The organism is Brumimicrobium aurantiacum (assembly GCF_003402975.1).
Taxonomy (GTDB): Bacteria; Bacteroidota; Bacteroidia; order Flavobacteriales_D; family Crocinitomicaceae; genus Brumimicrobium; species Brumimicrobium aurantiacum.
The window spans coordinates 92,744-117,522 of sequence record NZ_QURB01000002.1; the positions used below are offsets into that span (position 1 = coordinate 92,744).

Here is a 24,779-nt window from a genome sequence, read left to right on the forward strand (position 1 = left end):
AGCTATCGTATTTCAAATTCTAATGCTTAGTTTCGAAGCATTTCCCCCTTTGGAGGGGGATCAAGGGGGAGGATAAAGTTGTATTTAGTTTGATGTTTGATTTCTCCTACTCACATTAAAAACACCTATTAAATCCGCTTTTATCTGCGTTCGAAGATCTGTGTTACCGAAAGTTTTCGGTACCGCGTACCATTACAGCGCAAAATAAACCAACAAAACTAAGAGCGAGTTTGAAAATGAGTGTGAGAAAGAAGTTCTTTAAAAACCAGCCTCCGCTTCAAATCTCAACCTTTCCTTTGTTTCTGGGTGAGTAATTTCTAGCGTAGTGGCGTGGAGGTGCAAACGGTTGTCTACCTGACCATATAAATCGTCGCCTTTGATGGGCGTGTCTAATCCTTTACTGTGGGCACAATGCACACGCAATTGGTGTGTTCGACCAGTAATTGGAATTAATTTTATTCTTGTCGTTCCTTTTCTTCTTTCCAAAACTTCCCATTCTGTTCTGGCAGATTTCCCATTTTCAAAATCTACCTTCTGTCTTGGTCTGTCAAGCACATCCAAAGCCAATGGTAAATCAATAACACCAGAAGTTTCTTTGAGGTATCCAACGAGTAGGGCTGTATATGTTTTGGCAACGGTGCGCTTAATAAATTGCTGTTGTAAGTGATGATTTGTCGTTAAATCCTTGGCAATTATCATGAGTCCAGAGGTTGACATGTCCAAACGGTGAACAATTAACGGACCTTCAGCATCGGGATATTCCTTTTTGATGCGACTAAAAACAGAATCGTAGATTTCCTTTCCAGGAACAGAGAGTAAATCGTGTGGTTTGTTGATGACAAGAATTTTATCGTCTTCAAAAACAGTTTCAATCACTTTATCTATACCAGGATTTTTCAATAAAGGATTTTCGTCAACAGGAATTCCGTCGAGCATGTGACTCAAAATAGGTTTACATTTTCCTAAACAAGCAGGGTAAAAATGCTGATGTTTACGTACTTCAGTTCCCGGAGGAGCTCCCCACCAAAACTCAGCAAGCGCAACTGGTTTTAAGTCATTTTTGAATGCATATTGTAATAATTTCGGTGCTGCACATTCTCCAGCTCCAGCAGGTGGCCTTTTGAAAGCTGTACCGCTAAAAATATCTAACAATGCTTCTTGATCACCATCAATATTTAAGAATTTATAGGCTTTAAATAAACGTTGTTGAAGTTTTGCTGAATCTGTTTTTCTTTTGAGCAATAATTGATCAAACTCATCTTGAAATGGTGCGATTTCATTTTTTAATTGCTGAAGTTTTTCCTGACTTGCAGTTTTAAACTTAGCGAGTTTATTTTTATAGGCGATACTTTCGTTGGCCAATTCAGTTTTTAATTCTTCAAACAGAGTAGGAGATAAGCTAGATTTTCCCGCTGTTCGTTTTTTCTTACGAGCTGCTTTGGCTTCTCTCATTTCAGAACGCAAACTCTCTTCTTGCGTTTTTAATTGCTCTTGAAGTTTTTGAAACTTTAGTTTTAAATCGAGAAACTCTTGTTCTTTTTCTAGTTCAGCAATTCTTTCATTGATGGCATTTATTTCTAATTCTCCTTCTAAAAAGAAACTTCCTTCTGTGAGCATGTCAAAAACTGGAGGAACAAAGTTTTGATGGTGATTTGAATTAGCCAATTTCCCAGAAAATGCAGCCAAATAGCCGATTTCATTTTGATCATTTTGCACCACTAAAACCCCAAACATTTTTCCGATTTCTAATCCTTCATCCTTCGGATTTAAACCGAAATTATGATCCCACTCTTGTGAAGAAATATAATCTTGCAACTCTTTTGCAGCTATTTCAGCCAGTGGGTGAGGTGTATAATAAAAAGGATAAGTAAATTTTTCTGGTAAAGAATATTCAGAAATATCAGAGAGGAAAGAAATGAATTTACTTGGGTTTTGCATTGTTATTTTACGCTGAAATTAAGGATGCAAAGATAAAAAGGAATAATAGATATTAAGGTAATTTCAAGAATTAAGCTTTCTCCAACTTTTCTATTATTAAAAGTACATTTCTTCATATTAATTTGAACCGATTTGATCAAGAGCTGTACAGTGGTGCATTAAACCAATATATTATGAAAAATCAAATTACTTTTTTGTGCTGCATCACTTTGTTTTTGATCTCAATATCAACTTTTGGTCAATCGATTAGTGGTAACATGAATTCGGGGAATATTGCATCACTCGGCTATGGAAATGTAGATATTTATCAAGGGGAGAAGAAAATTGCTTCAGTATTAACAGATGAATTAGGAAACTTTAATGTTGAACTAGACACAGGATACTACCGAGTAGAATTTAATTATGAAGGTCATGAAAAATTAGTTCAAAATATTCATGTGGATGGAGATGAAAAAAATGATTTTGCTTTAAAGCGTAAAAAAGGATATGCTCCACCTGTCGAAGTGTTAAGTGAGGTTCATACAGAATCAACCGAATCATATAGTTATTCAAAGGAAGAACGTATGATGTTTGGAGATGCTTTAGCTGAAATAGAAATCAAGAATAGGGGAGATGGAGGAACGCCAAAGATTGTGAAGCACCCCATTATTGCTCATGATGCACCAATAAAATCCGATTATCGTGAGGTTCAATCACGCAGTAATACTTTAACCGCTGGAGAAATTAATGATTTTGCAAAATGGGATATGTGGAATGATATCACTGCGGATGAATTGTCACAATATAAAACGAAATGGGATATGTTTTTCAGTGATCGTTATACGGTGTTATTGAAAAACGAAGATGATTATCCAATCGTTGATGCTGTAGTTCAATTGCTTGATGAATCAGGAAATTTACTTTATGAAAGTCGAACAGACAACACAGGAAAAGCTGAATTATGGGGGAAGATTGGAGTCGATGATATATCAAAAGAAAATGTTTCGGCGCGTATTTTTTATGGTGAAGCTTCTTATCGCATACGCAGGCTAATTCCTTTTAAAGAAGGTGTAAATAGTAAAGTTATAAATGTAGATTGTGGAGCCTCAAATCAAGTCGATATTGCATTTGTAGTTGATGCAACAGGATCAATGGGAGATGAAATAAATTATCTAAAAAAGGATTTGAATGAGGTGATTTTTAAAGCGAAGAATGCAAACCCATCATTAACTTTCAACTTCGCCAATGTTTTTTACCGTGATGTAGCTGATGATTATTTAACCAAAAAACAGGATTTTACAACAGTATTGTCTACTGCTGTTAATTTTATTACTCAACAAAAAGCCGCTGGAGGAGGCGATTACGAAGAAGCAGTTGCCAAGGCTTTGAGTGTTGCTATTCATCAGCTAAAATGGAGTGAATCTGCAAGAACACGAATTCTATTCCTGGTACTTGATGCACCACCTCATAATTCACTTCAAAAATTGCGTGAACTTAAAGAATTAGCAAGAGCAGCAGCTTCTAAAGGAATTCGTATTGTTCCTTTAGCTGCAAGTGGAATAAAGAAAGATACAGAATATTTAATGCGTTCTTTTGCATTAGCGAGCAATGGTACATATGCTTTTCTTACAAACCATAGTGGTATTGGTAACACACATATTGAACCTTCAACAGATGAATATGAAGTTGAACTGCTCAATGATTTAATGATTAGAATTATTGATACTTATGCTTTTGTTGATGAATGTAATGACGAAAAAGCCATTGAGGAACCAATTATTCCAGATGAAAGTGATACACTCATTAGCTTAGAGTGGAATGTTTGGCCAAATCCAACTCAAGGTGATTTAAATATAAAGATAGGGGAGGACATTGGTGAATTATTCATCACAGATCTTACAGGGAAAATTATGATGAGATTTGGTGCACAGCAAAAGAATAGGGTGTTAACTACCAATATCGCACAATTCTCAAGAGGTATATATTTGGTTACTTTTACTTATAATGAGAAGGTTTATACCAAGAAAATTGTTTTGTTATAGTTATAATTATGAATGATAAAAAAAAGCGCTTAACTGTTTGTTAAGCGCTTTCATAATTTATATTGAGATGAATTTATTTGAATGTAGCGATAATTTTATCTGCTAATTCAGTTCCGATTCTACCTTGTGCTTCTGTTGTTGCCGCTCCAATGTGCGGAGTGTTTGCAATTTTTTCATTTTCTAATAAATCAACTCTTGGAGTAGGCTCTTTTTCAAATACATCTAAAGATGCTGCAGCCACTTTTCCACTTTCTAAAGCTTTCAATAAATCATCTTCATCAATTACACCTCCACGTGCAACGTTGATGATTCTAACTCCATCTTTCATTATTTTGAATTCCTCACTTGTGATAACAGATTTCCCATCTGCTGGTTTAGGAACATTCATGGTAATGAAATCTGCTTTTGGTAAAGCTGCTTTAAGGTCTGTTGTTGTAGTAATTGTACTCACAACCTCACCAACACCTTCAATTTGAATAGGAACCTCGATGTCTTCTTCTTGAAGAGAAACACCAATAACTTTCATTCCAACACCTAATGCATAACTAGCAAGTGCCTGACCGATTCTACCAAAACCGATAATCAAAAGTGTTTTACCTCTTAATTCAACTCCTTTACTGTATTTCTTCTTTAGACTTTTAAATTCAGAATGTCCATTTTTAGGCATTTCTTTATAAGAATCATAAGTTGAACGCGCCAAGGTAAACATTGAAGCCATTGCTAATTCAGCAACTGATTGTGAAGAGGCTGCAGGTGTATTTTCAACAGTCAATCCTTTCTCACGTGCATATTCAACATCAATATTGTCCATTCCAACACCACCACGTCCAATAAATTTCAAATTAGGACATGCATCAATGAGGTCTTTTCTAACAGTTGTTGCAGAACGAACAAGTAATCCAACATAGTTCTCCTTGTTTATTGTGTCAATAAGCTCGTCTTGTTTAACGTGCTCAGTAACAACAGTAAATCCTGCTTTTTCTAATTTCTCTATACCTTCTGACGAAACTCCGTCGTTTGCTAATATTTTCATTTAACTAATAATTTTATAATGCTTTCATTATTTCAACCAATGCTTTAACGCTTTCAATTTCTAATGCATTGTACATTGAAGCTCTGTATCCACCAACTGATCTGTGACCTTTTAAACCTACAATGTTACCATCATTCCAAAGTTGATCAAAACGTTCTTTTTTGCTGTCATCTGTTAATCTAAATGTAACGTTCATTAAGGAACGGTCTTTTACTTCCGTTGTTCCTTCGAAGTTTGGATTGTTGTCAATTTCATTATACAACAATTCAGCTTTTTCTTCATTTCTTTTGGCAATGGCATCAACACCACCATTCTTGATCATGTATTTCAAGTTTAAGTTTGCTACATATACTGAAAATACTGGTGGAGTATTGAACATACTGTCCTTTTTAGCATGAACTTGAAGATCTAAATAGGTTGGGATATCTAAAGTAGATTTTCCTAAAACGCTGTCTTTTACAATGTATAAAGTTGAACCTGCTGGACCTAAGTTTTTCTGAGCTCCTGCATAAATTAGATCAAATTTAGAAACATCAATTGGTTGTGAGAATATATCAGATGACATATCACAAATCAATGGAATGTTTGTTTCTGGAATAGATTTAAATTGTGTTCCAGCTATCGTATTATTTGATGTATAGTGGATGAAGTCTAAATCTTCTGGAATATCATTTAATTCAGGAATGTAATTGAATCCTTTATCTTCTGAAGAAGCAATTTCGATTACTTCCAATCCAGCATTTTTTCCTTCCTTAACTGCTTTAGTTGACCAAGTACCAGTATTTACATAACCTGCTTTTTTATTTTTTCCAGCAAAATTATACGCTGAAATTAAAAAACCAAGACTTGCACCACCTTGTAGAAAAAGTACCGTGTATCCTTCAGGTACATTTAAGGCCTTTTTCACATTTTCACGGGCTTCTTCCATAACTTTTACGAAATCTGCACTTCTATGTGATACTTCCAAAATTGATAATCCGTTGAAATCGAGTACTGCCGCTGCAGCATCTTTAAAGACCTCTTGAGGTAAAATACATGGTCCTGCTCCAAAATTATGTTTCATAATACTTTTTTTTACAAATATGTTAATAAATCATCGAATTACTCGTGATTTTACGATTAAAATAAAATGAATTTTTAAATAAAAAGAGCCGACACTTTGGTCGACTCTTGATAGATTATATGAATGTTTATTCTTCTGCTTTCTTTTTAGTCGTTTTCTTTTTTGGCTTTTCTTCTTTTTTTGCTGAAGTTTTAGTCTTGGCAGTAGTTTTAGCAGCTGTAGTTTTCTTTTTTACAGGCGCCTTTGCTTCTTTTTTCTTGGTTGCTTTTTTCTTGTCTTCAGACTTTGCTGCCGTTGTAATTTTAGGTTCCTTGGGTTGCGTTCCTGTAATTTGAATTCCTGTACCAGATTTTCTTGGTCTGGTTTTACCATATGAACCTCTAAATCGTTTTCCTTTTGCTGTTTTTACATCACCTCTTCCCATGTTCTAAAAAATTTTTAGTTTGTTTGCTAAATGTAAGAATTTTAGACTAATAAAAAGAATTTTTGTGGAGTTTTTAGAGCTCTCCTTCTTTTATCCGACGGATGAAATCTTTAATAACATTGTCTGGATTCCTGATGATGTTTTTACACCATTCAATTTTTAAGGCCGTTTGTTCTTCCTTGGTTAATTTCCAATTTAGCCCTTCCATATTTTCTAATCTGGTACGAATGGTATTCATGGTGAGTGCTGCAGAAACTGAAATATTAAAACTTTCTGTAAATCCAACCATAGGTATTTTGACATAATAATCAGCCAAATCTAAAGCCTTCTCAGAAAGTCCTGTTTGCTCTGTTCCAAAAACAAAAGCAATTGGTTCATCCAAAGGAACATTATTGATGGTGTAAGCGTCTGTATGTGGAGTAGTGGCAGCAATTTTATAACCTTTCTCCTTTAAAGTTGTAATACATGTCGTGGTTGGATATAAAATATCAGTATAGTGATGATGGTCTACCCATTGTCCCGCACCTAAAGCTATGTCACGATTAACATTGAATTTATTGTCTTGTTCAATGATGTGTAAATCCTGTATTCCAAAACAATCACAACTTCTCATTACAGCACTCGCATTGTGTTCTTGAAATAAGTTCTCTACAGCTACGGTAGCATATCTTGTTCTTTCAGCAGCAATTCGTTCAAATTTTTCAACTTTTTCTGGTGTGATAATTTGATATAAAGCCTCTAGTAATTTCTCTTGCATTGATAAATGTATTAAACAAAAAAAAAGGGAGCTTTAGAGGCTCCCAACAATTTTTTTAAAGAAATTGCTCCTAGTTAACTGCAGAAGCCAATTCAGAACCAGCTTTAAATTTAACTACATTTTTAGCTGCAATTTGGATTTCTTTACCTGTTTGAGGGTTTCTTCCAGTTCTAGCTGCACGCTTAGATATAGAGAATGAACCAAATCCGATTAAAGATAAACGGTCACCGTCTTTTAAACATCCAGTTGTTGCGTTAATAAATGCGTCTAAAGCCTTTTTTGAGTCTGCTTTTGACAATCCAGCTTCTGAAGCCATTGCTTCGATCAATTCTGCTTTGTTCATAGTTATGGTTTTTTTATTTGTAAAAAATTATACTCCAACAAATATAGCGGAATATCCACTACTCACAAGTGTTTCAGAAAAAAAAATCAAAGAATACACAAAAAAAATCATGAAAATTTGGGGGTAAATAGCGCTAAACGCCTTTGTTTTTGATGTTTAGCGCTGTTTTATTGCTTTGTAATGTTTTTGTTAAGTGTTTAAAATCAGCTGTTTATGCTTGTTCACTTTTTGCTTCTGATTCAATTTTACTTTTTTTGTGAATTCTCAGTAGATTTTTTGAAAAAAAACTCGGTTTTATGGGCTATTCAGTGATAATCTGCCATTCATCTACTGGAAATCCAGCTAAAAATGACTTCGCGTCTAGGCGTTTTTTACCTTGTAATTGAACTTCTTTTAAGTCCAAAGCTCCATTGGGTGTCGTTAACAATAGCTTTTTTTCTTCCTTTATTAGTTTTAAAGGCTTACCATTTTCACTATTTACGACTTCCGAAGAGAAGATTTTTAAGGTTTTCTCTTCTTTACTTTCAATGTGCTGTAATTTAATCCAAGCTGTAGGGTAGGGAGACATACCACGAATGAAATTGTGTATTTTGACAATCGCTTGATCTAAATCTAATAAACAATCTTGTTTCGATATTTTAGGAGCCAGTTTTAAATCTTTCTCAGATTGTGGTTGTGGATTGGCTTCTCCTTTACGAATCATTTCTACCGTATCAACAACTGTTTGTGCACCTAAAACCATCATCCTATCATGTAGTTGACCTGCCGTTTCATTTTCTCCTATGGTCATGGTATCATGCTTTAAAATCTCTCCAGTGTCAATTTTTTCATCAATAAAGAAGGTAGTAACACCTGTTTCGGTTTCTCCATTGATTACAGCCCAGTTGATTGGAGCTGCACCTCTATATTGTGGCAATAATGATCCATGAAGGTTGAAAGTACCCATTGCCGGTATTTTCCAAACTATTTCAGGTAGCATTCTAAAGGCCACAACAATGAATAAATCAGCTTTGCATTGTTTTAACTCTTCAATAAATGATTCGTCTTTTAAGGATGTTGGCTGTAAAACAGGTAAATCATTTGCGATCGCACATTCTTTTACGGCACTTCCTTTTAATTTTCTACCTCTTCCTGCTGGTCGATCTGGTGCAGTTACAACAGCTTTGATATTGTATTCTTCCTTAATAAGCTTTTCTAAAATGGTTACAGCAAACTCAGGTGTCCCCATAAAAACGATATTCAAATCTTTCTTTTCTTTCATTTAGTACTCTTTTTTACGCCAATTAAATATAGACAAATATAATATTGATAATCCTCCTAAGGTTATGAAATAGAGGTATTCTACAGTCCAAATGGCTGAAATACTCCATTCCCAAACTTTAATCGTGAAATAAGCATAAAGAATATAACCGATCATTGCTATTATTTCAATAAGAAGTGTGATTCTCGTGTTTCCAGAACCATTGATGGCTTGAAAATAGGGGGTACATACTCCAAAAATAATGATGGAACCAAAAACGAGTCTTAAAATATATGCACTGTCTTTGATATAAGCTTCTTCTGGATTAATGATTGAAATTAATGTTTCAGGATACAATAAGGCACCATGAAATATGGCCAACAGAAAAATTAATGTGAGGAACTGTATTCTTCGAATGATTTTAGGAATAATATAAGTTTCCTTATGGTCCATGTATTGCGCAATATAAGTTTTTGTGGTGGCTCCAAACCCGAAGATTGGTACAAAGGCTAAAAAGTAAATTGCACGAATGTTTTGTGAAACAGTTAGATCATAGGTACTCATCTGTTCTATCCAGATGAAAAAAACAGTCCAAGTAGCCAATGCGAAAAAGCCTTGGATTAATAAAGGAAGTCCTACTTGAAATAGATTTCTTAAACTCAAAAGTGTCACTTGGAATTTAGAGAATATACCGTAAATGTGTCTTTCTTTAGAAGTAAATAAGAAAATCAATAAAACCACAGTGGTTAATCCTTCTGATATCACAGAGGCAAGAGCGGCTCCTTCAACTCCTAAGGGCTCAATATTCCAAAAACCAAATATGAGTAAATAATCAAGAATGATATTTGAAGCAGCAAAAAATGCAGTGCTGACCATGATTACCCATGTTTTTCCTGTGGCCATGAAAAAACTGTTTAAGGTGAGCATTAAAATTCCAACAAAGAATCCGTAAGATCGAATGGAAAGAAAGTCTATTTGCTCTTGGGCTAATATTTTGTTCTTGGAAAAATCCATCAGTAAATCACCAATGTTGAACTGGATGAACAAAAAGAAAACCATTGCAAAACATGTGATAACGAATAAAGCAGATTGGAAAGTAGCGTTCAGCGCTTTTACTTTTGCTTGTCCTATTCTTCTGGCCATGATGATTTGTGCAGCGTCACCAAGACCTGTTAGTCCCATAAAGAGCGTAACATATATCAGTCCGGCATTTCCACTGGCGTCAAAGCTTATGGTGCTGTAACGACTCAAAAAAGAGGCGTCGGTAATCATTACGATAGATTGGATAAATGTTCCCAGCATCAGAGGTAATGCAACCTTTAGAATTTGTTTGTATGTAATGGATAATTGCATGTGTACTTCTCAATGTCTGGCAAAAATAATCAATCGTTTTGTTGGACTATCGATTATTGTAAACAATAGTCTAAAATACTTTGATTTGGATTGGATAAATATGTGGTTTCATAAAAAAACCAGTACAAAATGCACTGGTTTTTCCATCATCAATTTTATTGATCTTATTCTTTTACAATTTTTTCTTGTTTGAGTATTTCTTCATTTGAAATCAATTGGACTGTATAAACTCCTGTTGACAAAGGATCCATTGTGAAAAGATATTCATTTAATCCTTTTTTGGCTGGTAAGGTTTCTAATCTTTTGACTAATTGTCCATTTGAATTATAAATCTCTAAATAAACCGTTTGTGGTTCTTCAATAGTAAATTGAATTGCAGCAAAATCAGAAGTTGGGTTGGGGTAGATGCTCCCAGATGAGTTGGTATTTGGAGGGATAATATAGTTTAAGGTGTCTATACAACCTCGTGCATCTCTAACAATACATTGAACAGTGTCATTTGTACATCCACCAATATATTGATTGTCTGAAGTGAAAGTTTCGTTGTTCCATGAGTATTCAAATGGTGCAACTCCACCTATTGTTGAAGCTTTTAAAGTTGTGTTACAAAGTTCGTAATTTTCAACTTCAAGTTTTACAACTAATCGGTTGGTGTCTGGACTATACAATTGTGTTAAGAATCCAGTGTTTCTATTGTTCACCATGACCATGTAACCAAATGAATAGATTTCTCCTGTATTGTATTTTCGTTGAAGTCCATAATAATCTCCCCATCTTTCATAGCTGCTACTTAAACGATTTACATAGTTTTCTCCTGCTTTGATTTCTAAAACCTCTGAATATTGTCGTTCATTATTACAATACACTGTTGAATTCCCAGGAAAGTCAGTAAAAGAAGAGTGGTTGAAAGCAATAATTACTTCGCGGTCACAAGCTTCATTTCCAGACCATGCAATATTAGGATAGCCAAAATCTTTCACTGGATCACCGATTATGTTTGCTGTAACAGAAGGACCGTTGTAAATGTTTGAAACTACACCGTGATAAATCGCACTGAAACCTGTGTTTGGGTTAACGGTATTACTTACAAATTGAATTTCATCATCAATCAAAATTGCACCTAAAACTCGTGCATCATTGGTTTGTAATCCGTTAGTTGCATCAGAAGTATCAGTGTCCTGTTGTCTAGCATTTGGGGGAACGCCATAAGGTGTATCAGCTTTTAAAGCAGAAATATTTAAACTGCCTTCTGCGATTTCAACCATAAAAATAGAATCGTTTTGTACATCAAAATTTCGGTTAGAAAGTAAATATTGAGTAGCCGTATTTCCATTTGCTCCAGTTACCAAGTGCAGATTTCTTAGGTAGTCACCATCATAAGTAATATTATCATATAACGAAGCTTGCATCGTTGTATCTCCAGAAAAAGCTTCAAATTTATCCATTTCCCAAATGATTGAACCGTCAAAACCTGTTTGCCATGGTTCGTTAGGAATAATCAAATTTGCCGAGAAATAAATTTTGTCATGTGTAACAGAAATTGTTGGAAAATCTGTCCATCTGTTGTTGTTTAATGGATTTCCTGGTAAATTATAAACATACCAAGGGTCACGTGGGTCGTTGGTCGAACTAAAACACATGATAACTTCACTTGTAGAAGGTTCATTATCTTTAAGTAAAGCTAAAATAAAGCGATCCATTTCTGGGTCATAAGCAAGTTTGGGATCGTAGTAATTACTTAATCCTAGTCCATCTACGAAGTGTCTTAAAGAAATGCTTTGATCTTCGAAAAGTGTGGTGTCAGTATTCATATCGTATGCCCAAACAGTGCTATTCATAGACAATAGAAGTACTCCATCATTAGAAACGGCTAAGGTATTATCACTTGGAATACCTCCATAAACAGGATATTGTGTTCCATTATACCATCTTTTTGGAACCATCGAATCACCAACAATTGGTTGTGCAGTTGACTTTAAAAATGAAGCTTGACCTACACCTTTATAATTTTTATAAAAGTTTTTACTTTTTTGCTTTTGTCTTAATAAATAAGATTTTGCGGATGTTCCTCCAGGTGAGGGCATTTCCAAATTATTGACTTTTTCTTGAAAAGGTCCTTGGCCTTTGAATTCAGAAATTGTATTTGATTTTTTGATGCTAAAGTTAGACTTGTTATAGTCCTGACTCCACAAAGAAATTGAAGTCAAAAAGGTAAAAATGAATACGGGTATTCGCATTGTTTAAGAATTTTAAATAAAAGTACATAATTTTTTTTGATAAAAAAGAAGTCGAACCATTAAGCAAGCTTTTGTAAAAGGAATAACTTTCTTGAGTGGGTCTTTATTTTATCTAATTTTACATCCAGTTTGGAATTACTTCATTGGGATGAATTTCGACAACATCTCCGGGTTTCATATTGTCGATGGTGAAATTTCCTACAGAATACCGTACCAATCTTAATGTAGGAAAACCAACTGCGGCCGTCATTTTTCTCACTTGTCGATTTTTTCCTTCTTTGAGTGTTAAGGAGATCCAACTGGTTGGAATTTCTTTTCTAAAACGGATAGGAACACTTCTTTCAGGCAAATCAGGTTCGTTTATTTTTTGGCATTTTGCTGTCGCAACTTGATGTTGTTTTCCATTGTGTTTTATCTTTATTTTGCCTTCACTTAATGCTTTACAAGCTGCTGGTGTGATGTCGTGATCCACTTGAACATAATATGTTTTAGTGAGTTTGTTTTTTGGGTCTAAAACTTTGTTTTTAAATTCATTATCGTTTGTGAGTAGAAGTAGTCCTTCACTTGTTTTGTCGAGTCGACCAATCGAATAAACATCTTTTGGGAAGTTATATAGATCACCTAAAAGACTAGCGTTTTCATCTCCTGTAAATTGGGAGAGCATATCGAAAGGTTTAAAAATAGCGAAGTAATATTTCTTCATGTTCAATGATTTTTTTCAAAAATGTATAGAATTATTCGAAAAATCAAAGATGAAGTACTGCTAGTGCATGATTCTTTTCTATTTTTAGCAAAAAAGATAAAAAAATGGTTTTACAATTTTCAAAAGAAAACGGTGTTGCAACTTTAAAGTTTAACCGTCCAGATAAATACAATAGTTTTAATCAAGAATTAGCTTTTGCTGTTCAAAAGGCCCTAGATGACTGCGAACAAGATGATGCAGTTCGTGTAATTGTAATCACAGGTGAAGGAAAAGCATTTTGTGCAGGGCAAGATTTGGCAGAAGCAACAGATCCAAATGGGCCACCATTAAAGAAAATTGTAGGTGATCATTATAATCCAATTGTTTTAAAATTGCGTGCCATTGAAAAACCAATTATTGCGGCAGTGAATGGAGTAGCAGCAGGTGCAGGAGCAAACTTAGCATTGGCTTGTGATATGGTGGTTGCAAAGAAATCGGCTACATTTATTCAAGCATTTTCTGCAATTGGATTGATTCCAGATTCAGGTGGAACATACTTTTTACCGCGTTTAGTAGGGGCTCAAAAAGCACTTGCTTTAATGTTGTCTGGCGACAAAGTTCCGGCGGCTGAAGCAGAGGCGATGAATATGATTTATAAGGCAATTGAAGATGAAGAATTCGATGCTTATATCAATAAAATGACTGCTAAAATGGCGAAAATGCCAACGAAAGGATATGGTTTGACGAAGAAGGCAGTAAATGAGTCATTCAATAATACTTTGAAGGAACAACTTGAATTAGAAGAGAAGCTTCAAGCTATTGCTGGTTCAACGGAAGACTTTAAGGAAGGTACTCAAGCTTTTCTAGAAAAGCGCAAACCAGAATTCCAAGGGAAGTAAAACAAAACTTATTTTAGAATAAAATCAAGAAATTAGAATATGAGTAAAATTAAAGTAGGTGTACTTGGTGCAGGAACAATGGGAGCTGGAATTGCTCAGGTTGCTGCACAATCGGGACACAAAGTTGTTTTGGTGGATGTAAACCAAGAAGCGATCAATACTGCCAAAGAAAAGTTGCTTAAAATCATCGAACGTTTGATTGAAAAAGGGAAATGGACGCAAGATTTTGGTGATGAAGTTTTCGGAAGAATCTTGTTTTCGAATGAGGTAGAAGATTTTAAAGGTGCTGGATTAATCATCGAAGCGATTGTTGAAAATATTGACATTAAACATTCGGTTTTCTCTAAGTTGGAATCTATCGTTGATGAAGACTGTATCTTGGCGTCGAACACATCTTCACTTTCTATTGCTGCAATTGGTTCAATTTTGAAAAATCCTAGACGAGTAATTGGAATACACTTCTTTAATCCTGCGCCATTAATGCCGTTGGCAGAAATTATTCCAGCTGTTCAAACAAGTGATGAAGTAAAAGACCAAGCAAGACAAATTATTGATTCTTGGGAAAAAGTAACTGTATTGGCGAAAGACACTCCAGGATTCATCGTAAATCGTGTGGCAAGACCTTTTTATGGTGAGGCTTTGCGAATTTACGAAGAAGGAATTGCAGATTTTGCAACCATTGACTGGGCCATGAAAGAATTAGGTGGTTTTAGAATGGGACCATTTACTTTAATGGATTATATTGGAAATGATGTGAATTATACGGTGACTGAAACGGTATTTAAAGCCTTCTATTACGATCCACGTTATAAACCATCATTTACACAAAAACGTCACTCTGAGGCCGGTTATTACGGACGTAAGTCGGGGAGAGGGTATTATGATTATAGCGAAAATGCAAAAGCAGTTGAACCAAACAAGGATGAGGAATTAGGAAAAGAGATTTTAAACCGAATTTTGGTTATGTTAATTAATGAAGCTGCTGATGCTTTATTCTTAAATGTTGCATCAAAAGAAGATATCGATCTAGCAATGACCAAAGGTGTAAATTATCCGAAAGGGTTATTACGTTGGGCAGACGAAATAGGACTTGATAATGTACTTAATCAGTTAAAAGACTTATTTGAAGAGTATGGTGAAGACCGTTATAGACCTAGTCCAATGTTGAAAAGAATGGTGAAGAAACAGCAAAATTTCTTCTAGCTTAATTCATTGACTGAAAATAAATTAAAACACCAGTTTAGCTCAGGCTAAACTGGTGTTTTTTTTATGTTTATAAATCTAAATTTCCTTAAGTAATTCTTCAGCTTGTTTACTATAGAATCCTTCTTGCTTCTTGATTTTAATTAATAAATTTTTAGCTGTAGATACTTTATTTTGTTCTAAATAGGCTCTTGCAGAAAACCATTCAGCTTCTTGTTTAAAATTTCCATATTGTAGTGAGTAAGATTGTTTAAGTAGCTTTAAAGCTTGATCAAATTCACCTAAATTAAAATAACAAAGTCCTCCATAAAAATTAGCATTAACATCATCTGGATATGTTTCAATGATGTTTAAATAATGTTTTAAGGCCAATTTATAACGTCTGTTTTTAAAGTTATTAGAAGCAGTCGTTAAATAATTGATATAAGTTATTTCATGTGACTTTGCTGAAGTAAATTTGTCTTCCTCTTCTTTTGAGGATTTACTCGCTGGAACTCCAATGTTTAAATCTGGCTTTTTAGTCATCGGACGATTTCTGTAAGCGCGATAATCAACGTTTTTAAGTCCCGCGATGTAAACCTCCTTCGCTGATTTATGAACCAAGTTTGAAGGAGAAGCATTAGGAATTTTACCAGATGATTGAATAGGGAGTTTTAATTGATGATCGTCTGTCAATTCAATTTGTTCTTTTTCTAGAACATCCTGTTCTAAATTTTGATCTACTGAAATGTTGGACTGTTTTGAGTTGTCAGATTTCTCTTGATTTACCATCAATTCTTTTGAAGTAATTTGCTTTTCTAATTGAATAGGAGAAAGTTGGTCAATAGTAGAAGACTTATTATTTGCTTGTGTACGTTCATTGGCTACAATTTGCGTTTCAACGGGTTTAGTTTCCACTGCTTTATTGCCTTGATATGTAAAGGCGATAATGGCTATCATTGCTGCAGAAAATAAAGCAAAACTTAAAGCCATTCCTTTCGAATTTCCTCCTTTTGTATTTTCATTGTGAACGAATTGATCCATTTTTTGATCCAGATTTGACATTTCCTTAGAAGTCTTTCCAGATGTGCTTTTCCAACCTTCCATGGCATTTCGGTCAAATTCAGAATTGGCTAATTTGGAATCTAATTCGTGGGTAGTAGATTGACCAGATTTTAACGCATCAATATCTTGACGTGAAAGTGGCTTTTTCGGACCAAAAATTCTATTTAGTATATTTAAAAAGATCATGTTCCTTGAGTTTAATTTTTAAATTACGCTTTCCATTTTGAATTGCGCTTTTGACTTTATTCAGCGTGATGTTGAGCTGATCACTTACTTCCTTATAAGAAAGCTGTTTTAAATAAAAAAGACGGATGATAGTGTCTTGCGGAGGTTCAAGCGCATCTATAGCACTTTCTAATTCACTGAGCTTAATTTCCTGAATTTGTTTCTCTTTAACTTCATCAGTATATGCAACTTGCTCTTCATTCAATTCCGAATTGAAATCTTTCTTCTTTCTCAATTGCATCAAACATTCATTTTTAGTCAGGATAAACAACCAAGACTTAAAGTATTTTACTTCGTGCTTTTGAATTTTATCACCTAATTTTATGAATATTTCCATTACCGTGTCTTCAGCATCACTTTTATTTTTGAGGTAATTGAGGCATGAACCCATTACCAGATGACCATAACGATTGTAAAGTTCACCAATGATTTTTTTATCTTGGTTGCTGCGAAATTCAGACAACAATTCATTGTCAGAATAATTTAAGAATTTCTTTCTAGTTCTGCTCATCTATTTATTGAGATCAAAATATTCTAATTTTCCATAAATATATTGCAATTATTTTATGTGCTGTTAAACAAAAACAGAATAAATGTGTTGTACAAGTAGCACTTTGATATAAATCGATGACATTTAATTTAAGTTTTTTTAATAGTTGAATTTGTAAAAAAATCGGACATTCTTGTTACATTTAGAAATATCAATGTTTTACTTAAAAAATTAACTATGAACAAGAAAGAAGCGTTAGAGAAAGAAATCAATGAATTGACAAACAAATTACGTGATGAAAAACCTGCAGTTTATGAGCATTTAATGGAATCGCCTCAGACAATTCCAAATGATCAAGACGAAGAAAGTGATGATTTTATTAAGGCATTGAAAGAATACAAAGAACAACTCCTTAATTTGTTGGGAGATGACAATAAATAAGAAATCAAAAAAGAAAAAAAGATAAAATGAAAGAGTTTAAAAATTTAGGTTTTGATTCAGAAGAATCAGAAAGAGTAGTAGAAAATTTGAATTCATTATTGGCGAATTTACATGTACACTATCAAAAATTACGTAACTATCACTGGAATGTAACAGGAGGTGAGTTTTTTGATATTCACGAAACAACCGAAGCAGAATACACAGAGGTAGTAGGTGAAATTGATGAAATCGCCGAAAGAATTAGAGTTTTTGGAGCAACACCTATAAGTACACTAAAGGAATACTTGGAAGTTTCAGAAATTGAAGAAACAGGAACGGATTTAAGTTCGAAAGAAATTATCGAAGAGATCCTTAGAGATTATGAAATTCTTTTCTCATTCATGGTTGAAACAATCGAAACAGCAAGAGAAATTGGTGATATTTCAACAGATGACTTGGTGACAGGATTTATGAGAAGAAGAGAGAAAATGCACTGGATGTTGAGTTCTTTCAACAAAGAAGATTAATTAAGTAATAGATTCAATTCTATAGATTAAGTTGAGCAGTAAATTAAAGCTAGAAGTAGTCTACTTTGAACTTTAATTTACTGCTTTTTTTTGTGATCATCCAATTGGAGTTTCAACTATAATACTTTTAGTTTACTGATGGTTTCAACAGGATTTTCAGAACCAAAAACGAAACTACCGGCAACCAAAGCATCTGCACCAGCTTCAACCAGTTGTTTTCCTGTATCAAGATTTACACCTCCATCAACTTCGATAAGTGTTTTTGCACCCGCTTCATTGATTATTGATTTTATTGCAGCTACTTTTTGTACTGCTTGTGGAATAAACTTTTGACCTCCAAATCCAGGATTAACAGACATGATCAAAACCAAGTCGATGTCGTGAATAATATCTTTTAATAAATCAACAGGTGTATGCGGATTTAAAGCAACACCAGTTTTCATTCCTTCACTCTTAATACGTTGTAAAGTTCTGTGAAGGTGAGTACAAGTTTCATAATGAACAGTTAAAATTTCAGCTCCTGCATCTTTGAATTCTGAGATGTAATCATCAGGCGTAGCAATCATTAAATGCACATCCAAAGGTTTTGTTGCATGTTTGTGAATCGCTTTCATAACAGGTAAACCAAATGAAATGTTAGGAACAAATTGACCATCCATAATATCAATGTGTAACCATTCAGCTTCACTGCTGTTTAACATCTTAACATCACGCTCTAAATTTGCAAAGTCTGCAGATAATACAGAAGGGGAAACAATCGTACTCATATCTTTTCGTTTTTTCACAAAAATAAGAATTTCTTGTGGAGTGGAACCGCCAATAAAATTGAATTTAAAACTCCTTAAATGGAGCTTCGAACAATTGATATAAAGCTTTTTCTTTGGTATAGATATCTTTATAGAATTGAATTTGTTGCGTAGAATCATTTATTCCGGCAGTATGATAAACAAGATTCACAGGAAATTTCTCATTTAATATCAAATATGTCTCTTCCTCTTTTTTCTTGAAAACCTCAATTGAATCCAAATATGGATGTTCCTCAGCAACTAAAATATCATTGACCAATTGAAATGGAGATTGAGTTCGAATGCATCCATGACTAAATGCACGATGGTCTTTTGCAAATAAATACTTTGATGGAGTATCGTGAATGTAGATCGATTGATTGTTTGGAAACATGAGTTTTACTCTTCCTAAACTGTTGCTTGGACCTGGTTTTTGACGAATAAAGAATGGAAAGTTTCTCGCATTGTACATATTCCAATTTATGCTATCCGTGTTGATAGGATTTTTTCCATTATCGAGGACTTCATAATTTTTTTTGGCTAAATAGGTGGAGTCTTTTTTGAGGTTTGGCAAAATCTCTCGACTTGAAATTGAATAGGGAACATTCCAATATGGATTTACCACGATGTATTTCATTACAGAAGCAAATTCCGGGGTTTGATTGTTTTTTGTCCCAATAATTATTTTTGAAGTATTCACAACTTTATTGTCAATCAAAAAGGCTAAATTATAACTGGGAATATTTACGGTAATCATCTTGGTGTTCAAAAGAGAATCAGGTGTTAGCCGCATCTTGTCTAGGGTAATAACACCTTTGATATAGCGAGAGTAATTTGTTTCTTTAAGCGCCTCCATGGTGTTTTTGCCCAATTTAGCATCTGTGTTTAATCCGTTTAGGAGTTGAAATTCACGTAATTTATTTTTGATTAATGTTGTGTCCGAAATTGTATCATTAAGATAGTTTCTCAGATTCAATTGTTGTGTGATGAAAAGTCTTGCCAAACTATCTTCTGGCGTTTTTAAATAGATCTTTTCATTGACGTTGTTTTCGACACCGAAATTTGAAGTGAATTCGTTTAGCGCTAAATGCAATTGAATTAGTTGCGGATTGTTTTCTTTGTAATGCAGAAGGTGATGAATCCAGTTTTCTTCAGGTGACTTTTCTTGAATGAATTGAAGAAAAGCATCTTGAGAGACCAGTTGAACTGGAACCAATGAGTTGTTTTGATAATTAATTATCGTAGTGTCTTTAAGCGATAAAAAGCTTGCACATCTCAAAATACTTAACAATTCCTTTTTAATTGGTGCATCCTTTTGAAGGAATGTAGGACTAGATAAATACTTGAAAGGTAAATTTAATGTGACATCAGAATTGATGTAATTGAGAAACTTTCCAATAGAATCTTTATCCATGTTTTTTTGAATCCAAAATGGTGTATAGTCTACTTTTTCATATAGTTCATGAAGCCACGATTTATAAGAGTCCTTAATCTTTAGGTCGTCAATCGTAATTTTATCAATTCTTATGTTTTTTTGCTCCTCTTTTTGACTGCCATTCAATTCATTTTCTTTAAATTCATCGTCGTTTCCACAACAAGTGAACAAAAGTAAAGAAGAGAGTAGTATAGAAAAAAAGTATATTTTGTTTTTCATAGTGTGAGATTACATTATAAAAATAAGAATTATTTACTTGAGGACGCACATCTTATAAAAGGTTAACATATAGATATGGAATTAATTAATTTTCCCGTAACAATTGCAATTATTATTGCCACTGTAATCATTTCACTAAAGGCATTTAAAGATGCTGAAATGAAATACAAATGGATTTTTTATCCGTATAAAGTCAATCACAATAATGAATTTTACCGTATCCTTTCTCATGTTTTTATTCATGGAGATATGACTCATTTATTCTTTAATATGTTTGTCCTCTTTTCATTTGGTCAAAATATGGAGTACATATTTATTCATTATTTTGGTGAAGGCTTGGGTAGTGTGCATTTCTTTTTGCTTTATTTCTTAGGTGGATTAGCTGCGTCACTTTGGCCTTATACAAGAAATTACAACAATCCAAACTATATGAGTTTGGGTGCTTCAGGTGCTGTTTCTGCAGTATTGTTTGCTTCTATCTTATGGATGCCTGAAGGTGGGATATATTTACTATTTATACCTTTTGAAATTCCAGCTTGGTTGTTTGGTATTTTATATTTGGCCTTTGAATATTATATGAGTAAAAAGGGTGGAACCGGTATTGCTCATGATGCCCATTTTGGAGGTGCTATATTTGGAATCATCTATGTATTATTGATCAACTTCTCTAAAGGATCAGAATTTTTTGAATATATTTTAAGCTAGAATGAATATGAACTTTGTGAATAACAACGGAGAAATAATTCCCAACGAAGGTTTTACAATGGCTTCAGCCAACAGAGGGCACTTGTATGGTGATGGATTGTTTGAAAGTATACGCATTGTAGATGGAAAGGTCGTAAATATTGATGTTCATGTTTATAGATTATTAGAAGGAATGTCTGTGCTTAAAATGAGGGTTCCAAACTATTTTACACCTGAGTTTTTTTTGCATCGCATCAATGAATTGATTCAAAAATCAAATATCTCAGCAGGTGGAAGAGTTCGTATTTCAGTAGATAGAGCTAGTGGAGGTACTTATCGACCATTGACCAATGAAGTGACATTTTTTATTGAGGTTTATCCGTTAGATAAAAACGAGTTTGTCTTGAATTCAAAAGGCCTAGAAATTGATTTATATACAACTGTAAAAAAACATAATAATATACTCGCTAATTTTAAAACAAAAAATGCTTTGGTATATGTTTTAGGTGCTATTGAAGCCAAGGAAAAAGGATTAGATGATTTGTTGATTACCAATCAAGATGGAAACGTAATTGAAAGTACAAATTCCAATATGTTCATCGTAAGTAATGGAATTTTGTATACGCCGAGTTTAAATGATGGTTGTTTGGGAGGAACAATGCGTATGAGAATTATCAATTTAGCCATAGCCAACAACATCAAGGTTTATGAATCATCGATTACTCCACAAAATTTGTTGGTAGCCGATGAGATATTTTTGACCAATGCCATTAATGGAGTCGTTTGGGTGAGCGGTTACAGAACAAAAAGATACATGAACAGTGCTGCTAAAAAGTTTATTACCTTACTGAACGACACGCTTTAAAACTTAATATTATGAAAATTATAGGATTCGCAGGAAGCAATAGTAGTCAATCAATTAATAAACAACTTGTAAAATATACTCTAAGTAAGATAGAGCAAGTAGAAGTGGAGTGGGTTGATATTACAGATTATCCTTTGCCTATTTTTGGAGTAGATTTAGAAGAAGCAGAAGGTATTCCAGAAAATGCAAAGCAATTTGTCGAAAAACTTCAATCTGCAGATGGAATAGTACTTTCTTTGGCGGAGCATAATCAATCGTATACCGTTGCAGCCAAAAACTTATTTGATTGGTGTTCGAGACATTCTTTAAAATTTTTCAATGATATTCCTGTATTTTTAATGGGAACTTCACCAGGTGGATATGGAGCCAAAAATGTAATACATGCAGCCGAATCACGATTACCTAAGTTCGGAGCTAATATCATTTCAGTATTCTCCTTGCCTTCCTTTTATGACAATTTTAATTCCGAAAATGGAATAATTCATCAAGATTTAAGGCAAGAACATCAGGAGTTGTTAAATCAATTTATTAATAAAACCTTAAAATAGGGTTGTTTTTTAAGGGGGGTGATGTTGTAAAAAGTGTGTTTTTTTTAAAATCAACCCTGTTTTAAATAGGGGGTGTTGATAAAAAGTGTGATTTTTTTGGTGTTTTTTGTGAAAACTATTTCTACTTTTGCTTCAAACAAAAAATAGCTTATGTCAACAGTTAGAAAAAATGCCATTCAAGATGTTTTACATCGCGAAACAGAAAAGTTCGAGTGGACTGGAAAAATTTCAGAAAAATTTGGAGAAAATGTATTTTATGAAGATAAAATGCGTGAATATCTTCCAGAACAAGCCTATAAATCTATTAAAAGTGCAATTTCACACGGAACAAAAATAGATAGAGGAATTGCAGATATCGCTGCTTCAGCAATGAAGGAGTGGGCATTGGAAAAAGGTGCTACACATTATACACACTGGTTTCAGCCGTTGACAGGAGCAACAGCAGAAAAGCATGACGCTTTCTTTAAGCCAATTGGCCCAGGTAGAGCAATCGAACAATTTAGTGGTGATTTATTAGTACAGCAAGAGCCAGATGCTTCTTCTTTCCCAAATGGAGGAATTAGAAATACATTTGAAGCAAGAGGTTATACCGCATGGGATCCTTCTTCTCCAGCATTTGTAATCGCCAATACTTTATGTATTCCAACTATTTTTATTGCTTATACAGGAGAGGCATTAGATTATAAAATGCCATTATTGAAAGCATTAAACGCCGTTGACAAAGCAGCAGTTGATGTTTGTAAATACTTCGATAAAAATGTAACGAAAGTAAATGCAACCTTAGGATGGGAGCAAGAATACTTTTTAATTGACAAAGCTTTTTATAATGCACGTCCAGATTTAATGATGACAGGGCGTGTACTTTTTGGTCATCCTCCTGCAAAGGGACAACAATTAGATGACCATTACTTTGGTTCTATTCCTGCACGTGTAACGAATTTTATGCGTGAATTTGAAATGGAAGCTATTCGTTTAGGTATTCCTGTTACAACTCGTCACAATGAGGTAGCACCAAATCAGTTTGAATGTGCGCCAATTTTTGAAGAATGTAACTTAGCCAATGACCACAACTTATTGTTGATGGATTTATTGGAAAAAGTGGCAAGAAAGCACGACTTTAGAGTTGTTTTACATGAAAAACCATTCCCAGGATTAAATGGTTCAGGGAAACACAATAACTGGGCATTGGCCACAGATACTGGAGTTAACTTATTGGCACCAGGTAAAAACCCAAAAAGTAATCTACAATTTTTAACTTTCTTGGTGAATACACTTAAGGCCATTCACGAGCATTCAGATATGTTAAGAGCATCTATTGCGAGTGCATCTAATGATCACCGTTTAGGAGGTCACGAAGCACCACCAGCAATAGTTTCAGCATTTATTGGTTCTCATTTGTCTTCATTATTAGATGATTTAGAAGAAAACATCAAAGTTGGAAAAATGACTCCAGCTGATAAGACAGAATTGAAATTAAACATTGGTAAAATTCCTCAAATCTTGTTGGACAATACAGACAGAAATAGAACTTCTCCGTTTGCATTTACAGGAAACAAATTTGAGTACCGTGCAGTAGGTTCATTAGCGAATTGTGCACAACCAATGATTACCATCAATACAATCATGGCGCGTCAGTTGAAACTATTTAAAGTTGCTGTTGATCAACGTATTAAAGATGGAAATGGTAAAGACGAAGCAATTCTTAAGGAATTACAAAAATTAATTAAGGAATCTAAAAGTATTCGTTTTGAAGGAAATGGATATGGTGAGGAATGGGTTAAAGAAGCTGAAAAAAGAGGTTTAAGTAACTTGAAAGATACACCAAGCGCACTTAAAGTATGGGAACGTCAAGAAGTGATTGATGTTTTTGAAGAAATGGAAATTTTCTCTAAACGTGAATTACTTGCTCGTCAGGAAATTGAATACGAAAAATACATTATGCGTAATCAAATTGAAGCACGTTTGATTAGTGATTTAACGCAAAATCATGTAATTCCAGTAGTTGTAAATTACCAGAATAAACTGATTGAAAATATCAAAGGAATTACAGAAATTCTTGGTAAGGAGGCAGAACAAGGAATTGCTGCTCAAAAAGGAATTTTAATTGATCTTTCTATGCACATGAACAAAATGCAAGAGTATTCTCGTTTGATGTTGGAAAATAGAAAGAAAGCCAATAAAATTGAAGATATCGCTAAGAAAGCAGAAGCTTATAAAGAAACGGTTCAAGTTTACTTTAAAGATATTGCTTACCATACAGATAAATTGGAGATTTTAGTTGATGATGAAACATGGCCTTTCCCAAAATTACGTGAAATGCTATTCACTAGTTAATTTTAAAAGC

General features: G+C 34.0%; 23 protein-coding genes. 9 read left to right on the forward strand and 14 right to left on the reverse strand.

Annotation, left to right across the window (positions count from 1 at the left end):
- Positions 1-258: 258 nt before the first annotated feature.
- Complete coding sequence (locus DXU93_RS03740) at positions 259-1,938, reverse strand: RluA family pseudouridine synthase (protein ID WP_116879922.1); 1,680 nt, start codon at positions 1,936-1,938, stop codon at positions 259-261.
- Between the two features lie 173 nt (positions 1,939-2,111).
- Between DXU93_RS03740 and DXU93_RS03745 the strand changes: the two genes are divergently transcribed.
- Positions 2,112-3,959: a T9SS type A sorting domain-containing protein gene (locus DXU93_RS03745; RefSeq protein WP_123776034.1), complete on the forward strand. Its 1,848-nt coding sequence runs from the start codon at positions 2,112-2,114 to the stop codon at positions 3,957-3,959.
- A gap of 73 nt (positions 3,960-4,032) precedes the next feature.
- Here the strand turns inward: DXU93_RS03745 and DXU93_RS03750 are convergent, their stop codons facing one another.
- The 9 genes from DXU93_RS03750 to DXU93_RS03795 form a co-directional block, all read right to left on the reverse strand.
- Positions 4,033-4,992 (reverse strand): D-2-hydroxyacid dehydrogenase, encoded by a 960-nt coding sequence (locus DXU93_RS03750; RefSeq protein ID WP_116879924.1) that lies wholly within the window; start codon positions 4,990-4,992, stop codon positions 4,033-4,035.
- A 13-nt stretch (positions 4,993-5,005) separates the two neighbouring features.
- Positions 5,006-6,055, reverse strand: coding sequence for a 3-phosphoserine/phosphohydroxythreonine transaminase (gene serC / locus DXU93_RS03755; protein ID WP_116879925.1), 1,050 nt, complete (start codon positions 6,053-6,055; stop codon positions 5,006-5,008).
- 127 nt (positions 6,056-6,182) lie between these two features.
- Positions 6,183-6,479 carry a 30S ribosomal protein THX gene (locus DXU93_RS03760; protein WP_116879926.1) on the reverse strand — a complete coding sequence of 99 codons (297 nt, stop codon included), beginning with the start codon at positions 6,477-6,479 and terminating at the stop codon, positions 6,183-6,185.
- Between the two features lie 73 nt (positions 6,480-6,552).
- A complete protein-coding gene (locus DXU93_RS03765; RefSeq protein ID WP_116879927.1) occupies positions 6,553-7,236 on the reverse strand; it encodes a TrmH family RNA methyltransferase in 684 nt (227 codons plus the stop codon).
- A 70-nt stretch (positions 7,237-7,306) separates the two neighbouring features.
- On the reverse strand, positions 7,307-7,579 hold the full coding sequence (locus DXU93_RS03770; protein ID WP_116879928.1) for an HU family DNA-binding protein: 273 nt from the start codon (positions 7,577-7,579) through the stop codon (positions 7,307-7,309).
- A 301-nt stretch (positions 7,580-7,880) separates the two neighbouring features.
- Entirely contained in the window at positions 7,881-8,840 is a 960-nt protein-coding gene (gene fmt, locus DXU93_RS03775) for a methionyl-tRNA formyltransferase (RefSeq protein ID WP_116879929.1), read from the reverse strand.
- Positions 8,841-10,172, reverse strand: coding sequence for an MATE family efflux transporter (locus tag DXU93_RS03780; RefSeq protein ID WP_116879930.1), 1,332 nt, complete (start codon positions 10,170-10,172; stop codon positions 8,841-8,843). It lies immediately after the preceding gene.
- 164 nt (positions 10,173-10,336) lie between these two features.
- The gene (locus tag DXU93_RS03790) at positions 10,337-12,409 is read right to left on the reverse strand and encodes a T9SS type A sorting domain-containing protein (RefSeq protein ID WP_116879932.1); all 2,073 of its coding nucleotides are present in this window, start codon (positions 12,407-12,409) and stop codon (positions 10,337-10,339) included.
- A 118-nt stretch (positions 12,410-12,527) separates the two neighbouring features.
- Positions 12,528-13,112, reverse strand: coding sequence for a pseudouridine synthase (locus DXU93_RS03795; RefSeq protein ID WP_116879933.1), 585 nt, complete (start codon positions 13,110-13,112; stop codon positions 12,528-12,530).
- A 104-nt stretch (positions 13,113-13,216) separates the two neighbouring features.
- Here DXU93_RS03795 and DXU93_RS03800 point away from each other — a divergent pair, with 104 nt between their 5' ends.
- Both DXU93_RS03800 and DXU93_RS03805 read left to right on the forward strand, forming a co-directional pair.
- Positions 13,217-13,990: an enoyl-CoA hydratase-related protein gene (locus tag DXU93_RS03800; protein WP_116879934.1), complete on the forward strand. Its 774-nt coding sequence runs from the start codon at positions 13,217-13,219 to the stop codon at positions 13,988-13,990.
- A 39-nt stretch (positions 13,991-14,029) separates the two neighbouring features.
- On the forward strand, positions 14,030-15,193 hold the full coding sequence (locus DXU93_RS03805) for a 3-hydroxyacyl-CoA dehydrogenase NAD-binding domain-containing protein (RefSeq protein ID WP_240623416.1): 1,164 nt from the start codon (positions 14,030-14,032) through the stop codon (positions 15,191-15,193).
- A gap of 78 nt (positions 15,194-15,271) precedes the next feature.
- Here DXU93_RS03805 and DXU93_RS03810 read toward each other — a convergent pair whose 3' ends face one another.
- Both DXU93_RS03810 and DXU93_RS03815 read right to left on the reverse strand, forming a co-directional pair.
- Positions 15,272-16,423 carry a tetratricopeptide repeat protein gene (locus DXU93_RS03810; RefSeq protein WP_116879935.1) on the reverse strand — a complete coding sequence of 384 codons (1,152 nt, stop codon included), beginning with the start codon at positions 16,421-16,423 and terminating at the stop codon, positions 15,272-15,274.
- Entirely contained in the window at positions 16,398-16,973 is a 576-nt protein-coding gene (locus DXU93_RS03815; protein WP_116879936.1) for an RNA polymerase sigma factor, read from the reverse strand. Before DXU93_RS03815 ends, DXU93_RS03810 begins: the two co-directional genes overlap by 26 nt.
- A gap of 216 nt (positions 16,974-17,189) precedes the next feature.
- Between DXU93_RS03815 and DXU93_RS03820 the strand changes: the two genes are divergently transcribed.
- Together DXU93_RS03820 and DXU93_RS03825 are read left to right on the forward strand one after the other, a co-directional pair.
- A complete protein-coding gene (locus tag DXU93_RS03820; protein WP_116879937.1) occupies positions 17,190-17,393 on the forward strand; it encodes a hypothetical protein in 204 nt (67 codons plus the stop codon).
- A 26-nt stretch (positions 17,394-17,419) separates the two neighbouring features.
- Entirely contained in the window at positions 17,420-17,899 is a 480-nt protein-coding gene (locus DXU93_RS03825; protein WP_116879938.1) for a Dps family protein, read from the forward strand.
- A gap of 116 nt (positions 17,900-18,015) precedes the next feature.
- Here DXU93_RS03825 and rpe read toward each other — a convergent pair whose 3' ends face one another.
- Both rpe and DXU93_RS03835 read right to left on the reverse strand, forming a co-directional pair.
- Positions 18,016-18,666 carry a ribulose-phosphate 3-epimerase gene (gene rpe, locus DXU93_RS03830; RefSeq protein ID WP_116879939.1) on the reverse strand — a complete coding sequence of 217 codons (651 nt, stop codon included), beginning with the start codon at positions 18,664-18,666 and terminating at the stop codon, positions 18,016-18,018.
- A gap of 64 nt (positions 18,667-18,730) precedes the next feature.
- The gene (locus tag DXU93_RS03835) at positions 18,731-20,338 is read right to left on the reverse strand and encodes a L,D-transpeptidase family protein (protein ID WP_116879940.1); all 1,608 of its coding nucleotides are present in this window, start codon (positions 20,336-20,338) and stop codon (positions 18,731-18,733) included.
- A gap of 75 nt (positions 20,339-20,413) precedes the next feature.
- Here DXU93_RS03835 and DXU93_RS03840 point away from each other — a divergent pair, with 75 nt between their 5' ends.
- From DXU93_RS03840 to DXU93_RS03855, 4 genes are all read left to right on the forward strand, one after another.
- Positions 20,414-21,043: a rhomboid family intramembrane serine protease gene (locus DXU93_RS03840; protein ID WP_116879941.1), complete on the forward strand. Its 630-nt coding sequence runs from the start codon at positions 20,414-20,416 to the stop codon at positions 21,041-21,043.
- 7 nt (positions 21,044-21,050) lie between these two features.
- Positions 21,051-21,887, forward strand: coding sequence for an aminotransferase class IV (locus DXU93_RS03845; protein WP_165851330.1), 837 nt, complete (start codon positions 21,051-21,053; stop codon positions 21,885-21,887).
- A gap of 11 nt (positions 21,888-21,898) precedes the next feature.
- Positions 21,899-22,435: an NADPH-dependent FMN reductase gene (locus DXU93_RS03850; RefSeq protein WP_116879943.1), complete on the forward strand. Its 537-nt coding sequence runs from the start codon at positions 21,899-21,901 to the stop codon at positions 22,433-22,435.
- A gap of 150 nt (positions 22,436-22,585) precedes the next feature.
- Entirely contained in the window at positions 22,586-24,769 is a 2,184-nt protein-coding gene (locus DXU93_RS03855) for a glutamine synthetase III family protein (RefSeq protein ID WP_116879944.1), read from the forward strand.
- Positions 24,770-24,779: the final 10 nt, after the last annotated feature.